This is a genomic window from Pseudoalteromonas sp. BSi20652, from assembly GCF_000239855.1.
Lineage (GTDB): Bacteria > Pseudomonadota > Gammaproteobacteria > Enterobacterales > Alteromonadaceae > Pseudoalteromonas.
Genome location: NZ_BADT01000074.1, coordinates 1 through 14,837, shown reverse-complemented (window position 1 = coordinate 14,837; position 14,837 = coordinate 1). Strand labels below are relative to the sequence as shown.

13 protein-coding genes and 1 pseudogene are annotated in these 14,837 nt (G+C 37.5%); 6 read left to right on the top strand and 8 right to left on the bottom strand.

The window, feature by feature from the left end; translation table 11 throughout:
• Both P20652_RS12070 and P20652_RS12075 read left to right on the top strand, forming a co-directional pair.
• Positions 1-1,422: DUF294 nucleotidyltransferase-like domain-containing protein (locus P20652_RS12070; RefSeq protein WP_033017288.1), on the top strand; the 1,422-nt coding region annotated here is incomplete at its 5' end.
• A gap of 3 nt (positions 1,423-1,425) precedes the next feature.
• Complete coding sequence (locus tag P20652_RS12075) at positions 1,426-2,136, top strand: 3'-5' exonuclease (RefSeq protein ID WP_008167496.1); 711 nt, start codon at positions 1,426-1,428, stop codon at positions 2,134-2,136.
• Positions 2,137-2,205: 69 nt separating this feature from the next.
• On the opposite strand, the gene P20652_RS12080 is transcribed toward P20652_RS12075, so the two are convergent.
• Positions 2,206-3,786, bottom strand: a complete 1,581-nt coding sequence (locus P20652_RS12080) for a BCCT family transporter (protein WP_008167495.1) — start codon at positions 3,784-3,786, stop codon at positions 2,206-2,208.
• Positions 3,787-4,254: 468 nt separating this feature from the next.
• On the opposite strand from P20652_RS12080, the gene P20652_RS20805 reads away from it, so the two are divergent.
• From P20652_RS20805 to egtD, 3 genes are read left to right on the top strand one after another with little or no spacing between them, the layout of a single operon-like run.
• Positions 4,255-4,449 (top strand): DinB family protein, encoded by a 195-nt coding sequence (locus P20652_RS20805; protein WP_008167493.1) that lies wholly within the window; start codon positions 4,255-4,257, stop codon positions 4,447-4,449.
• The gene (egtB, locus tag P20652_RS12085; protein WP_008167492.1) at positions 4,430-5,551 is read left to right on the top strand and encodes an ergothioneine biosynthesis protein EgtB; all 1,122 of its coding nucleotides are present in this window, start codon (positions 4,430-4,432) and stop codon (positions 5,549-5,551) included. Before P20652_RS20805 ends, egtB begins: the two co-directional genes overlap by 20 nt.
• Positions 5,548-6,522: an L-histidine N(alpha)-methyltransferase gene (egtD, locus tag P20652_RS12090; RefSeq protein WP_008167491.1), complete on the top strand. Its 975-nt coding sequence runs from the start codon at positions 5,548-5,550 to the stop codon at positions 6,520-6,522. The genes egtB and egtD overlap by 4 nt, the downstream gene beginning before the upstream one ends.
• 30 nt (positions 6,523-6,552) lie before the next feature.
• Here egtD and P20652_RS12095 read toward each other — a convergent pair whose 3' ends face one another.
• The 7 genes from P20652_RS12095 to pxpB form a co-directional block, all read right to left on the bottom strand.
• Entirely contained in the window at positions 6,553-7,338 is a 786-nt protein-coding gene (locus tag P20652_RS12095) for a PhzF family phenazine biosynthesis protein (RefSeq protein ID WP_008167490.1), read from the bottom strand.
• A 37-nt stretch (positions 7,339-7,375) separates the two neighbouring features.
• The gene (gene asnB / locus P20652_RS12100) at positions 7,376-9,049 is read right to left on the bottom strand and encodes an asparagine synthase B (protein ID WP_008167489.1); all 1,674 of its coding nucleotides are present in this window, start codon (positions 9,047-9,049) and stop codon (positions 7,376-7,378) included.
• 153 nt (positions 9,050-9,202) lie between these two features.
• Positions 9,203-9,871: a pyroglutamyl-peptidase I gene (gene pcp / locus P20652_RS12105; RefSeq protein WP_008167488.1), complete on the bottom strand. Its 669-nt coding sequence runs from the start codon at positions 9,869-9,871 to the stop codon at positions 9,203-9,205.
• On the bottom strand, positions 9,864-10,889 hold the full coding sequence (locus P20652_RS12110) for a DUF979 domain-containing protein (RefSeq protein WP_008167487.1): 1,026 nt from the start codon (positions 10,887-10,889) through the stop codon (positions 9,864-9,866). Before P20652_RS12110 ends, pcp begins: the two co-directional genes overlap by 8 nt.
• Positions 10,886-11,596 carry a DUF969 domain-containing protein gene (locus P20652_RS12115; protein ID WP_008167486.1) on the bottom strand — a complete coding sequence of 237 codons (711 nt, stop codon included), beginning with the start codon at positions 11,594-11,596 and terminating at the stop codon, positions 10,886-10,888. The genes P20652_RS12110 and P20652_RS12115 overlap by 4 nt, the downstream gene beginning before the upstream one ends.
• An 11-nt stretch (positions 11,597-11,607) precedes the next feature.
• Positions 11,608-12,543, bottom strand: a complete 936-nt coding sequence (locus tag P20652_RS12120) for a biotin-dependent carboxyltransferase family protein (RefSeq protein ID WP_008167485.1) — start codon at positions 12,541-12,543, stop codon at positions 11,608-11,610.
• Positions 12,536-13,201 carry a 5-oxoprolinase subunit PxpB gene (pxpB, locus tag P20652_RS12125; protein WP_008167484.1) on the bottom strand — a complete coding sequence of 222 codons (666 nt, stop codon included), beginning with the start codon at positions 13,199-13,201 and terminating at the stop codon, positions 12,536-12,538. The genes P20652_RS12120 and pxpB overlap by 8 nt, the downstream gene beginning before the upstream one ends.
• 269 nt (positions 13,202-13,470) lie before the next feature.
• Here pxpB and msrA point away from each other — a divergent pair.
• A pseudogene (gene msrA, locus P20652_RS17805) lies at positions 13,471-14,756 on the top strand (peptide-methionine (S)-S-oxide reductase MsrA).
• Positions 14,757-14,837 lie beyond the last annotated feature (81 nt).

The window sequence follows — 14,837 nt, the reverse complement described above, 5'->3', positions numbered from 1 at the left end:
GATGTAATAATTGTAAATACCACTTCAACGATTCAAGATATTGCAAAATTAATGACCGAAGAAGCTGTTTCGTCAGTATTAGTGACTGATGTAAATAAGCCAATTAATGACGACCCAGAGGAAGACGATGGTCAGGTTGTTGGTATTATTACCGATAGAGATATACGTTCAAAAGTAGTCGCCCAAGGACTTGCATTTGACGCTCAAGCACAAGACATCATGTCTACAAATTTAGTCCTTTTAGATGCTAATGCCTACGTATTTGAAGCGGTACTTGCCATGCTCAGAGATAACTTACATCATTTACCAGTTGTACAAAAACGACGTCCTATTGGTGTAATATCACTTTCTGATATTTTACGTTATGAATCGCAAAGCAGTCTTTTATTAGTACGAGGTATACTTGCGCAGCAATCAATAGAAGATTTAGCGCATTACGCTCGCCAACTTCCTAATGTATTTGTTCGCATGGTTAATGAAGATGCAAATTCCAACATGATAGGCACCGCTATGGCGGTTATAGGTCGTACATTTAAACAGCGCCTTTTAGGCTTAGCCGAAGATAAATTGGGTCCTCCACCTGTGCCTTATTGTTTTATTGCATTAGGATCAATGGCGCGTGATGAGCAACTCATTGTAACAGATCAAGACAATGCACTTATTTTAGATGACAGTTATGATGATGAAAAACATAACACTTATTTTCAAAATCTTGCTGATTTTGTGTGTGATGGTCTAGCGCAGTGTGGTTACACATACTGTGATGGAGAAATAATGGCGTCATTTAAAAAATGGCGTAAAACACGTTCACAATGGTTTGATCAATTTGCCGGTTGGATGGCTCAGCCTAAACCTCAAGCGTTGCTCAACAGCTCAATATTTTTTGATTTAGATGGCGTTTGGGGTAAAACAAAGTGGGCTGATGAACTTAAAGTATTTATAGCTAAGCACAGTAAAATTAACCGATTATTTTTAGCTAATATGGCATCTAACGCACGTAATAGAACACCTCCACTTGGTTTTTTTAAGGGCTTTGTAATGGAGCATAACGGTCAACATAAGCACTCCATGAACTTAAAGCGAAGAGGGACTGCGCCGCTCTCTGACGTAATACGAGTGCATGCACTTGCGGTTGGTTCACGCAAGCAAAATTCGTTTGAACGTCTTGAAGATATTATTGAAGCGAATCTGTTACCTGAGGGTAAAGCACAAGACTTACGAGATGCGCTTGAATATATTGCAATGATGAGAATTCGTCATCAAGCATGGCAAATAGAAAAGGGCGAAGAGCCTGATAATAATTTAGATCCACGCCAGCTTTCACCTTTTGAGCAGCGTAATTTAAAAGAGGCTTTTGCAATTCTTGAAAAAGCACAAAGCTATTTAAAATTTAGTTACTCTGTAAATTCAGGTGTTCAATAAGCTATGGCTTTTAAAAAGAATACGGTTATTGATTGGTCAACTCGCTATGAGCAACTAATAAATAGTACCGAGAATAAGGTGTTAAAAAACTTTTATTCGTCAGCATTTAATCAACCATTAGCGGCAATTAAAGATGTTCCTTTTGTGGCAATGGACTTTGAAACCACAGGCTTAAATAGTAAAGATGATGACATAGTTAGTGTGGGATTAATCCCGTTTAATTTTAAACGTATTTATTGTAAACACAGCAGACATTGGGTTGTTCAACCTCGTCGTAATTTGCATGAAGAATCCATCGTGATACATGGTATAACACACTCTGAGGTAGACGATGCGCCTGACTTTAATAGGATAATTGACCCATTACTTGAAGCGCTGAGCGGCAAAGTTGTAGTAGTGCACTACGCGGCAATAGAACGACAATTTTTAAATAATGCCTTATTGCTCAGACTTAAAGAAGGTATCGAGTTTGCACTTGTTGATACAATGGAAATAGAGCGAAAGGCATTACAAGCAAAGCATGGCATATTGGGCAAGCTGTTTAATACCAAACTAGGATCACTTAGATTAACGCACTGTCGCGAGCGCTATTCATTACCAGTTTATAAAAATCATAATGCTTTAACTGATGCGTTAGCCACCGCTGAGTTATTACAAGCGCAATTAAGTTATCATTACAAGTTAGATACTCCAATATCAAAGTTGTGGGAGTAACTTATTTTAATTTATAAGCACTAATTTATTTAAAAACGCCGCAAATTTGCGGCGTTTTTATAACTTATATTATTTAGAGGGACGAGGCTCTGTTCTCAATCCTAAAATTAAGCTAACACACATTAATAACAATACAATTGTAAATGGTAAGCCAGTTGAAACCGCTCCTGCTTGCAGTGCTTCAATTGCTTGGGTTCCACCAATCCAAAGTAAAGCCGCTGCAATCGCACCTTCAATTGATGCCCAAAATATACGCTGTGGTATAGGAGCATCTATTTTACCGCCAGCAGTAATTGAATCAATTACTAATGAGCCGGAGTCTGATGAAGTTATAAAAAACACCAATACTAAAATAACAGCAATGACTGAGAGTATGTTTGACATTGGTAACTCATCAAGCATTTGGAACATAGCCATAGGTACATCGGTAAGTCCATTAACACCTAAAGCACCAACACCTTGTACTACTTGATCTATCGCAATACCACCATAAATCGACATCCATAAAACAGTTACTAATGTAGGAATAAGTAAAACTGCAATCAAGAATTCACGAATAGTACGACCGCGTGATACACGAGCGATAAACATACCTACAAATGGTGACCAAGAAATCCACCAAGCCCAGTAAAATACAGTCCAGCCATGCATCCATGTTTCATCATCACGTCCATGGGGATTACTTAACGGAATGATATTTTCTACATAACCCATAAAGGTAGTCGGTATGTTACCCATAGCAACAGCAAAGCCAACCAAACAAACAAACACAAGAAGTGCAAAAGCAATAAGCATATTTACGTTACTAAGTAATTTAACACCGCCATCAATACCACGAATAACAGAGATAATAGCTAACATTGTTACGCCAACAATTACCAAAATTTGTGAGCCAATTCCACCTTCAAGACCAAATACATGGTTTATACCAGCCGATGCTTGTTGTGCACCTAAACCCAACGAAGTGGCAAGACCAAATAATGTAGCAAGCACAGCTAAAATATCAATTATGTGACCAGGCCATCCCCATGCTTTGTCACCTAATATTGGATAAAATATTGAGCGGATAGAAAGCGGTAAACCTTTGTTGTAAGTGAAAAATGATAAAGATAAGCCTACAACAGCATAAATAGCCCAAGGATGCAGACCCCAATGGAACATTGTAGCCCCCATTGCTAGTTTTGCGGCCTCTGGTGTATTAGGTGTCACGTTTAGTGGTGTTTCGTACCAACCTGTAAAGTATGCGACGGGTTCAGCAACGCCCCAAAACATTAAGCCAATACCCATACCAGCTGCAAATAACATTGCTAACCACGAAACACGAGAGTATGAAGGTTTTGCGTTATCCCCGCCTAAGCGAATATTACCGTAAGGAGAAACTATCAATGCTAAACAAAAAATAACGAAAAAGTTAGCAGCCCACATAAATAAGGCATCAAAATTATTAATAATATCGAGTTTTATACCATCGAGTGTAGATTTTGCAGTTTGTGGATCTATAGCGAGAATGGCGATTAAAAAAATGACAATCAGACCCGCACTAATTCCAAAAACAGGGTTGTGTATATCAAACCCCCATTTTTGTACATTGTCTTGACCTACAGTGTAGTCTGTATTGTCAATACTATATTTGTCATGATTATCCTTCATGCAATACCTCTTTTGTTGTCCTAACGAGCCGGTTTACTACCGATTTCTATTTAATTAATTTAATCTTTAAATACAAAGTATAAATGAATACTTAATTTAGTTTGAAGACTAATTAAATTGAAGCGTGATCATACAGCTATTAGTGTATGAGTTAAATGTAAAATGTAAAATGTAAAATTATTTTTAACTTAAGGCATTGATATTATATAAAAACATAAGTTTTTTTATTTTTTTCAAAAAAACAAAAAATTCAGCGGGTGTTGAAATTTAGTTTATTACTTAAAGTAATATTTATTGTTCAAATAGAAAGTCATATAAATTTTCATAAGACATACTGTAATAGGGATAACCAATGCTCTAATTTATCTACTTATGAACATTTTTTAGTCAGATTGTAATATGAATATGATTTAACACTACAGTAAGCTATATTTTAACTTGGAACAAAGAAGGGACTGAAATATCACTATGAGTACTCACTTTAACAACAGTCATAATGAGCATGAGCTTACTCATTGTTTTAAGTCTGCTCGCAGCCAAAGTATGGCTATTATAAAACAATTATCGGCAGAGGATTGCCAATTACAAGCTATGCCAGATGCTAGCCCAAGTAAGTGGCATCTTGCTCATACAACATGGTTTTTTGAGTACGTTTTTACTTAGTACACATAGCACTCAATACACTCTATTTAATCCAGAATTTAAAGTGTTATTTAATTCTTATTACAACGGTATTGGTGAGCAGTTTACGCGTGCTAATAGAGGAAGTTTATCTAGACCAAGTTTAAAAGAAGTTATTGAATACCGGACGTATGTAGATAAAGCGGTTATTGAATTGTTAGATACTGATTTCAGTGAAAAACTTAAGCAAATAGTGGTACTTGGATTAAACCATGAGCAACAACATCAAGAGCTCATGCTTATGGACATCAAATATAACTTTTCAGTTAACCCTCTTTTTCCAAAATACGACTCAGTAAATTCACTTAATTTAAATGATGAATCTTATCTTGAACCAATTAAATATACTGATTTTGAACAAGCAATAATTAATATTGGTACAAACCTGGGAACTAATATTAATACCCTATGCGATCGTAAATTTGCTTACGATAATGAGCAGCCTAAACACCAAGTGTTAATACACCCTTTTAGCTTTGCTAACCGATTAGTAACGAATGCTGAGTACTTGGCCTTTATTAATAGCGGTGCATATAGTAATCCTCAGTACTGGTTAAGTGATGGTTGGGCAAATATTAAAACTAATAATTTAAGCCATCCTTTATACTGGCACTGCATAAATGACGAATGGTTTGAATTTACACATTATGGATTACAGCCACTTAATTTAAACGCACCTGTTTGTCATGTGAGTTACTTTGAAGCCAGTGCTTACGCAAACTTTACTAATGCAAGGCTACCCACTGAATTTGAATGGGAATATGCTGCACAAAATTATAGCATTAATGATGCTGTACAAAATCAATTCATGCCAAGCCGCCATAGAGAATCAAATAGCATAGAGCAATTGGCAGATGCATGCTGGCAATGGACAAACAGCGCATACTTACCATACCCCGGTTTCAAACCAATAGAAGGGGTAGCAGGTGAATACAATGGTAAATTTATGACCAATCAAATGGTATTACGGGGCGGGTGTGTGTTTACCCCTCAAAATCATTTACGTAATACATACAGAAATTTTTATTATCCGCATCAGGCGTGGATGTGTAGTGGAATAAGACTGGCAAGGGATAAAGTATGAGTCAAGTAACAGCAATAAAACAAAGTAATATAACCGACACTGAATTTTTAAATGATGTTTTAAATGGTTTAACTCAAGAACAAAAAACGCTTCCGTGTAAATATTTTTATGATGACAAAGGCGCTGCCTTATTTGAACAAATAACGACACTTCAAGAGTACTATGTAACACGTACTGAACTGTCTATTTTAGAGCAATACTCGCAAGCAATTGCACAGCTGCTTCCTGATAACCTTTCAATTATAGAGCCAGGCTGTGGCTCTGGTAAAAAGGTCGCGTATTTATTGGCGCATATGGCAAATGTAAAAACCTTTGTCCCGTTTGAAATTTCTCAAGAGATGCTTAGCTATTCACTTGCGCATTTGTCACCATTGTTTCCGGAACTGGTAATATCACCTTTATTAGGGGATTTTACGCATAGCCAGATGGTTAAGCAGTTAACTAAAGACACTGCTTTAGACAGTCAAACGAACTTGGTGTATTTCCCAGGTTCTACACTTGGTAACTTTTCACCCGTTAAAGCTATCGAAATAATGAGTAACTTTCATCGGTTGTGTGGCGTAAATGGATACGTGTTAATAGGGATTGATTTAGTAAAAGAACGCCAAGTATTACTTGATGCTTACGACGATAAAGCTGGCGTGACGGCTGCATTTAATAAAAATCTACTTGGGCGAATTAATAACGAGTTAAATGCTAATTTTGACTTAACCACATTTAGCCATCAATCACGTTTTAACGAAGTACATAGCAAAATAGAAATGCACTTGATTAGCTTGTGCGACCAGTCAGTTATTATTGACAACCAACAAATACACTTTGATAAGGGTGAGAGTATTCACACCGAAAACTCACATAAATACACTGTTGAGTCGTTCGCAGCACTTGCAGGCCAAGCTGGGCTTAAATTAGAGAATACTTGGCAAGATGCCAACGACTATTTTGCATTATGCTTACTACGACCCGCATAATGCTCTATATTACATTTGTGTAAACACGTTTTAATAAACCAGAATGCGGTTTTTGTTTAACGCGTAGTTAAGCAAAGCGCCGCTGGTTGATTGCTGGATAAGTTCGCCTGATTTTAAACCCGTTAGTCTAAAAATTACAGGCGCTATAATAGATACCGCAGAGCCTGTTGCACTATCCTCATTTACACCAAATTGTGGCGCAAAGTAGCGAAAGTAAATAATAGCCTGCGATGCATCAGCTCTTTTTATTTGCATCACAATTACTGCATTTTTTTGTGATAGCTCAATAGCGTTAATATCTACATTAAGGTTTTTCAAATCTATTTTTTCTTCTATTAAAACTAAGGTATAGCCATTTCTACGTGCAGTACTAAACGCAGCATTTATAGGTGTATTAATAATACTTTGCAGTAATTTATCCGCAGTTAATTGTGTCGCATTAATTGTTAGTAATTCAAGCTGTGCTAGGTTTCGTTTAACCTTAATAGCAAACCGTTCGTTACTGTTTGAAACAAATATCGCAGGGGAATAACGTTGTGACTCTAATAAATAATTTGCAGTCGCAAGAGTGCCGTGTCCACAGCGTTTAATTTCGTTAAATTGATTAAACCAACGAATTTTACACACAGGTTTATTTATTTGGGCTTTGTTTAAAAATACAGTAGCAGGGTAGTGAGTTGCAGCAGCAATTTGCTGCATCATTTTTGAGGTTAAACCGGTTTTATAAATAACAATTAACGCACTAGAGCCGCTTAAATTGTTTTTTTTATTACTAAAAACAGTTTGTTCTGAAATATAAAAAATAAAACGCTGCATAAATAAATTTGATTTATGCAGCGTAAGGTTAACGAGTTTAGCCTTTGTTGGCATAGGCGTCGTTATGAATACCAGCAGCACGACCTGAAGGATCGGCATTGTTTTGGAACGATGCATCCCATGCAAGTGCTTCAGGAGTAGAACACGCTACCGACTTACCATGTGGTACGCATTTAGCCGATGCATCACCTGGGAAGTGAGATTCAAAAATTGAGCGATAGTAATATGCTTCTTTAGAATCTGGTGTATTAATAGGGTATTTAAATTTCGCATTTGCAAGTTCTTGATCGCTTACTTGCTCATTTACAAATTCTTTTAATGTATCAATCCAGCTGTAGCCAACACCGTCAGAAAATTGCTCTTTTTGACGCCACAGTACTTCATCAGGTAAGTAACCTTCAAAGCCTTCGCGTAAAATGTGCTTCTCAATTTTGCCATCTTTACACATTTTAGCTTCAGGGTTGATACGCATAGCAACATCAACAAATTCTTTATCAAGGAACGGTACACGTGCTTCAACGCCCCAAGCTGCCATTGATTTATTAGCGCGTAAACAGTCAAACATATGAAGTTTTGATACTTTACGGTTTAGTTCTTCATGAAATTCTTGTGCGTTTGGTGCTTTATGAAAATACAAGTAACCACCAAATAATTCATCTGCGCCTTCGCCTGACAACACCATTTTAATGCCCATCGCTTTAATTTGGCGAGCCATTAAGTACATTGGCGTTGATGCACGAATAGTGGTTACATCGTATGTTTCTATGTGGTAAATCACTTCACGAAGCGCATCAATACCTTCTTGAATCGTAAAAATGATCGGGTGGTGAATAGTACCAATCATATCAGCTACTTTTTGTGCAGCTGCTAAATCAGGCGAGCCTTCAAGCCCAACAGAGAAAGAATGTAGTTTAGGCCACCATGCATCGCTTTCGTCGTTATCTTCAATTCGTTTTGCAGCAAAATGTTGAGTAATTGCTGATATAACCGACGAGTCTAAACCACCAGAGAGTAATACACCATAAGGTACATCACACATTAGTTGACGTTTCACTGCCGCTTCTAATGCTTCTTTAACGTCTTCTGATTTTGCACTGTTATCTTTAACTGCGTCAAATGTTTCCCAATCACGTTTGTAATAAGGCGTCATTTTGCCGTCTTTGCTGTACAGGTAATGTCCTGGTGGAAATTCTTCAATATGCTTACAAATTGGCGATAATGCTTTGAGCTCTGAGGCAACGTAAAAATTTCCGTGTTCATCATGACCTGTGTATAGCGGGATGATACCAATATGGTCGCGACCAATTAAGTAAGCATCTTCTTTTTCGTCATATAAGCAAAAAGCAAAAATACCATTTAGATCATCTAGGAAATCAGCCCCTTTTTGTTTATAAAGAGCCAAAATAACTTCACAGTCTGATTGAGTCTGAAAAGTAAAATCGGTTTCTAAATTTGCAGCTAATTCTCTATGATTATAAATTTCACCATTAACCGCTAAAATATGGGTTTTTTCTGGATTATATAAAGGCTGTGCACCACTTGATACCCCAACGATAGCCAAACGTTCGTGCACTAAAATAGCTTTATCAGATGCATACACACCAGACCAATCTGGTCCACGATGTCTAAGCAGTTTTGACATTTCAATTGCTTGGGTACGCAATTGAGCGGGATCAGATTTAATATCTAATACCCCAAAAATTGAACACATAGTAACTCCTCATTCCTATTATGTGTGCAGTAGAGCCAATTTGCTGTACTGCGAGACCTTGTTTTATCAGAAAAAATTACTCAAGTCACACTGCTTTTACAATTAATTAAGAATAATTTATGCACCAACGTAAAATTAAGTGTACCAAAGCGGTTAATGTGTGGTTCCAGCGGGTATTTTAGCATCAATATCATTGCTCAATGTTTGCGCTATTATTATGTTCAGAGCATTTATAACCGTTTCTCCACTCATGCTAGGTGCATTGTTGTGGTGCACCGCTTGGCAGGGTAAATAAGGAATATGTACAAAGCCGCCTTTCATGTTTGTGTAGTGCTCATTAATGTAATGCATCAGGGCGTACATAACATGGTTGCATACATATGTACCTGCTGTATTAGAAATTGCAGCTGGAATATTACTGTTGTGTAATGCTTGAAGCATGCGCTTTATAGGTAAATTAGTAAAATAGGCATCAGGCCCATTTTTTTCTATAGGGGTGTCGATTGGTTGATTACCTGCATTATCTTTTATACGGGCATCATTAATATTAATTGCAATACGCTCAATTGATATTTCACTGCGCCCACCAGCCTGACCAATGCATAAAACTACGCTGGGATTATGTGACTCAATTGCTTGGTTGAGCTCTTTGATAGAAGTATTAAATTCGCACGATAATTCAAGCGTGCAAACTCGGTGCTTCATAATTATAGTTTCATCAAGTTTTTGCACTGCTTGCCATGACGGATTTATAGATTCGCCACCAAATGGAGCAAAGCCAGTTATCAATACACACGGCATAGAAGAAGTTGATTTAGTCATTAAACACCACGCTATACATTAAAATAATATTAACGGCGAGTAAGGTAACTGCCGTCGGAATTTGGACTTTTATTACATGGTACTTATCTTTTAAGTCTAAAAGAGCAGCAGGAATAATATTAAAATTAGCCGCCATTGGGGTCATTAATGTCCCGCAATAACCACTATACATACCTAATGCTACTAATGGTGCAGGGCTCGCACCATGACCCTCAATTAAAAATGGCATCGCAATACCTGCCGTCATGACCGGAAATGCAGCGAACGCATTACCCATAATCATGGTAAAAAAAGCCATTCCCACACAATATAATACAACCAACATAAACCGGTTGTCAGGTGCAATAAACAAAGTGACTAATTCCTTAATTGAATCACCTGTTTGTGCAACGATAAACACACCACCGAGCATAGCGAGCATTTGCGGTAAAATAGCGGCCCAACCAATTGAATCGACTAATCGGCGAGATTCGCTAACAGCCTCAACTGGGCTTCCCCCCGTTATTTTCCAGCCGACTAAGAGCGAAAGCAGGCAAGCGATAGTAAGTGAGGCAAGCGTTAAGTGACGTTGATCAAGTAAATATACGTTATTGATAGCAACACCATTGAGTAATACCGTAAATATTACGGTAACTACAGGTATCATAAGTGCGGGTATAAATAGCTTATTCCCTAACAGTTTTGATGATTTAGTCTGCTGCTCATCAGTTAGTACTGAATAGCTTCCCATTGACACTAAATTACAGCCCGCCAGTAGCGCAATGACTATAATGCTTATGCCAACTATTAAATAAGTAATTGGCGCACCAAATAGAGCAATCGATAAGTCACCGAATAAAAAGCTGCTACCAAATAAAAACCAAAACAGGGCAGTTGTTAATTTTTTAGGGTGCTGTTTGTCTTGTAGTGTTCGTACAACTAAAAACATTACCATAACGCCTATGAGTATATAAACGTTTTCAATAGTTACGATGGCTGTGGTTGATTGAATGACTTCATTGTCTATTATTTTACTCATATTGAAGGTTCCACAGCGTTATATTTTACAATTGCTTTGGCTATTTTGCTTTCCAGGCGGGCTAATCTGAATAAATGAATAATCAAAGCACTTATAGCTGTAGGAATGGCCCATAGCCCAATATGCAGAGGCTCTATGCCTTCAATACCATTTTCTTTTAAAAATGCGTCCATAAGCAGTACAGCACCAAAGGCAATAAATATATCCTCGCCAAAAAACATCGCAATATTATCTACTGCTGCAGCATGAGCGCTAATCATATCTTTTACGGGTTTAGGGAGTTCGCCGTACTTGTTTGTTGCCGCTCCTAATGCCATAGGTGCTAAAAGTGGACGCACGGTTTGAGCTTGTCCACCTAAAGAGAGCAAGCCTAGTGCTGCAGAGCATTCTCTTACAATAAAATAGAATGTTAAAATACGCGCGCTGGTGGCTGTTTTAATTTGTGAAATCCAATCACGCGCACGTTGTTGTAATCCATAACGCTCAAGCAAAGCTATAACAGGCAAAATTAATACAAAGCTTGCAAGTTGACGCGAGTTCATAAACTTTTCGCCAAAGGTTTGCAGTAGCGTTATAAAATCAAAGTTAACTGCCCAACCCGTTACTAATCCTGCAAATGTAACAACTAATAAAGGGTTGAACCTCAAAGCAAAACCAAGCACCACGACTGGAATACCAATAAGTGGCCAGTAATTTAAATCGAACATAATATTCCTATTTATTTGTATAGGTTATTTTTAAGTGCAATGCTTAATTGATGTAAGTGCCCATCAATTTTTTGTTTAGCTTTAGCAGCTTGTTCAAAAGTGACGTATTCAAATTCAACTGTATCTAAGGGTCTAAATTGTGCAAACTGATGGAGGTCGGCTTCAATAACGGTTCCTAAAAGGGGATAACCGCCCGTGGTTTGTCCATCATTTAGTAGCACAATAGGAACGCCGTTTGGCGGTAGTTGAATGCTCCCAGGGCTCACTCCCAATGATGGTAAAGAATGGGAATGGACCAAGCTATTTTTATTATTCTCAAGCCTTACTCCCATACGATTGCTGTTGGTACTGATTTTAAATACTGTTGATGCAAAAGTATTAAGTAACAATTCACCCAAAAGGTGAACATGAGGACTTGGATGCAAGCGTATAAGTTTACGTTGAGGGAGAGACATCGCACCTACTTTTATAAACTCTTGTTGATAGGGGGTAATAGGTATTTCATCACCCATGGCCAAGGCTCTACCGTGTAAGCCACCAAAGCACGCATTTAAATCTGTAGATCGAGAACCCATTAGTTCAGTACTTTTTATGCCCCCTTTAACAGCTAAATAAGCTCTTAAACCAGCTCTACCAGTTGCAAAGCTAAGTATTTGTTTGTTTTTTATTGCATAAGTCCAGCCGGGGTAAATCGGTTTTCCGTCGAGCGTAGCTTTAAAATCAGCCCCGTATAAAGAAATAACTGTATCGCAGTTAAACAGAAGATCACACAAGCCAAGAGTAATTTCTAAAACTGCCTCATTGTCGTTATTATTAAGTAATCTATTTGCGATTGTTTGTGCATAGGGGTCTAAACTACCGGCTTTACTAACCCCTAAATGGCGCAAACCCACACGACCAAAATCTTGGATTGTAAGCTGTACGCCACTTTTAAGTACTTTAATCATGAGTCGCTCCTGCAACAGCAATTGGGACAAATTCGAGCGTATCACCTGGTTGAATTAAACAAGGTTGTTTTTGGCTTGCATCAAACAGAGATATATCTGTGTGGCCTATTATATGCCATCCACCTGGCGTATCAGCGGGGTAAATACCGGTTTGAGCAGCGCCAATAGCAACCGAACCTTTTGGAACTTGAATACGTGGCTCATCACGTCTTGGTGTATGTAATTTCTGATCTAAGCCATGTAGGTAAGCAAAGCCTGGCTGAAAGCCTAAAAATAAAACGTGATACTTGGTTTTACTATGAATACTAATAACCTCATCAGCACTTAAATTATGATAATTAGCCACGTAATTAATATCCTCACCTTTGTAAGTGGTTTTAATTAAGTGATGCTGTCCCTTAAAAGTACTACTTTTAATATCATTCCAAAGTGTAGGAAGCGCCTGTACCCATTTATTTAAGTGTTTATCTGATTTTAAATAAAGGGTGAGCGAGTTCATGCCCGGCACCAAATCGTTAAATTCATCGGTGCTTTTACAGTGGCTGGTTAAAGCCCAAATTTTCTTTTGAATAGAGAGTCTATCTTTAGCGTCTAAATGCGATGCATCAAGCAGTAAACTACTGTTTGTTAATGCATAAATATGAGGCGTTGGCTTCATTAAATAAATCTATTTGTACAACATAATTTAAACGTAACACAGTTTTATTAATTTATTTACACCATTGCGACTAAGTAATGATGTTTAGTGCTTATTTGCCCAGCTTACTTTAAGAGTGTTTTTACTAGCCGGTTTTATATTCAATTAATTGTATTTAACTTATTGAAGACCAAAACTTATTACACTTCGTACTAAATAATTAAATAGGTTGAAATGAAAATTAAGATAAGGAGGTCTTAATTAGCACGCACATGTTTAAGAGGTACTTTATGAAACACCAGCATTTATTATATTTATCAGGCGCTGCTATTATATTTAGCGCAGGCAGCTTTGCTCTATCTATGGAAAAGGTTGAGCACAGTAATGTAGAAGCCACCATGCATGTAGAAACCATTGTACTTGGATCAGGTTGCTTCTGGGGAGCCGAAAAACGCTACGAAGCGCTTAATGGCGTTATTGATGCTGAGTCTGGTTATGCAGACGGCCATGGTTTTAAAGCAACGTACAGGAATATCACAGATCAGTCTCGTCGTTTTGACGAGAATAATTATGCTGAGGTTGTACAAGTTATGTATAACAGCAATATAATTTCAGCAGAAGATCTATTAAAAAACTATTTTGAAAGTCACGATCCTACACAAAAAAATCGCCAAGGTAACGACATCGGCACGCAATATCGCTCAATAGTATTAACAACTAGCGATGAGCAAGCAAAAGTAGCTGAGCAAGTTAAATCGCAATATCAGCAGCTTTTAACTGATGCGAGTTACGGCAAAATTGAAACGGTTATTAAACCGCTGGAAGGTTTTGTATCGGCAGAAGAATATCACCAAAATTATCTAGAAAAGAATCCTAAAGGTTACTGTCCAGATCATTCAACGGGTGTGGTATTTAAAAAATGCCGGAAGAAAAAGTTAATAACACCGCTTTATTGGCAGGAAAGCAAATAGTTGTTTTGGATTCAAGAGAATACTGCCCATATTGTGAAAAATTTAAAAAAACAGTCGCCAACGATTATAAAGGCACTATACCAATGACGTTTCGCCATGCTGATCAACTTAAAGGTTTAACAATTAAATCGGCAACGTGGGCTACACCAACCATTTTATTTTTAGAAAACGGTGTAGAAGTATATAGCCGACAAGGCTATGCAACGCCTGAAGAATTTTATAAAGCGCTAGGCTCATTTAAATTAGGTAATAGCGATGCTTATAAAGTCGCGTTTGACGCACGAACAGATAGACCATACTGTAAAGAGTATAAAGAGTTTAAAAATACACCCGATGGTACATTTGTAGATAAATTAAGTGGAGAACCATTATTTGATACAAGTGATAGATTTAATTCTGGGACAGGATGGCTTTCATTTACTCACCCAGTAAAAGATAGCGTTACTGAGCATGATGACAGCAGCTGGGGTATGACACGTATAGAACTTCGTTCAAAAAGTACAGGCATTCACCTGGGTCATTTATTTCCAGGTGAAGGTCCAAGAGGCCGTGACCGTTATTGCATTAATGCAACGGTGCTTGATTTTGTACCGCGAAATAATTAAACAAAAAAGCCCCCAAAGTTTATCTAAGGGGGCTTTTTAGAAGGTATTAAACCTGTATAAGAAATATCATGTAGTTGCTTT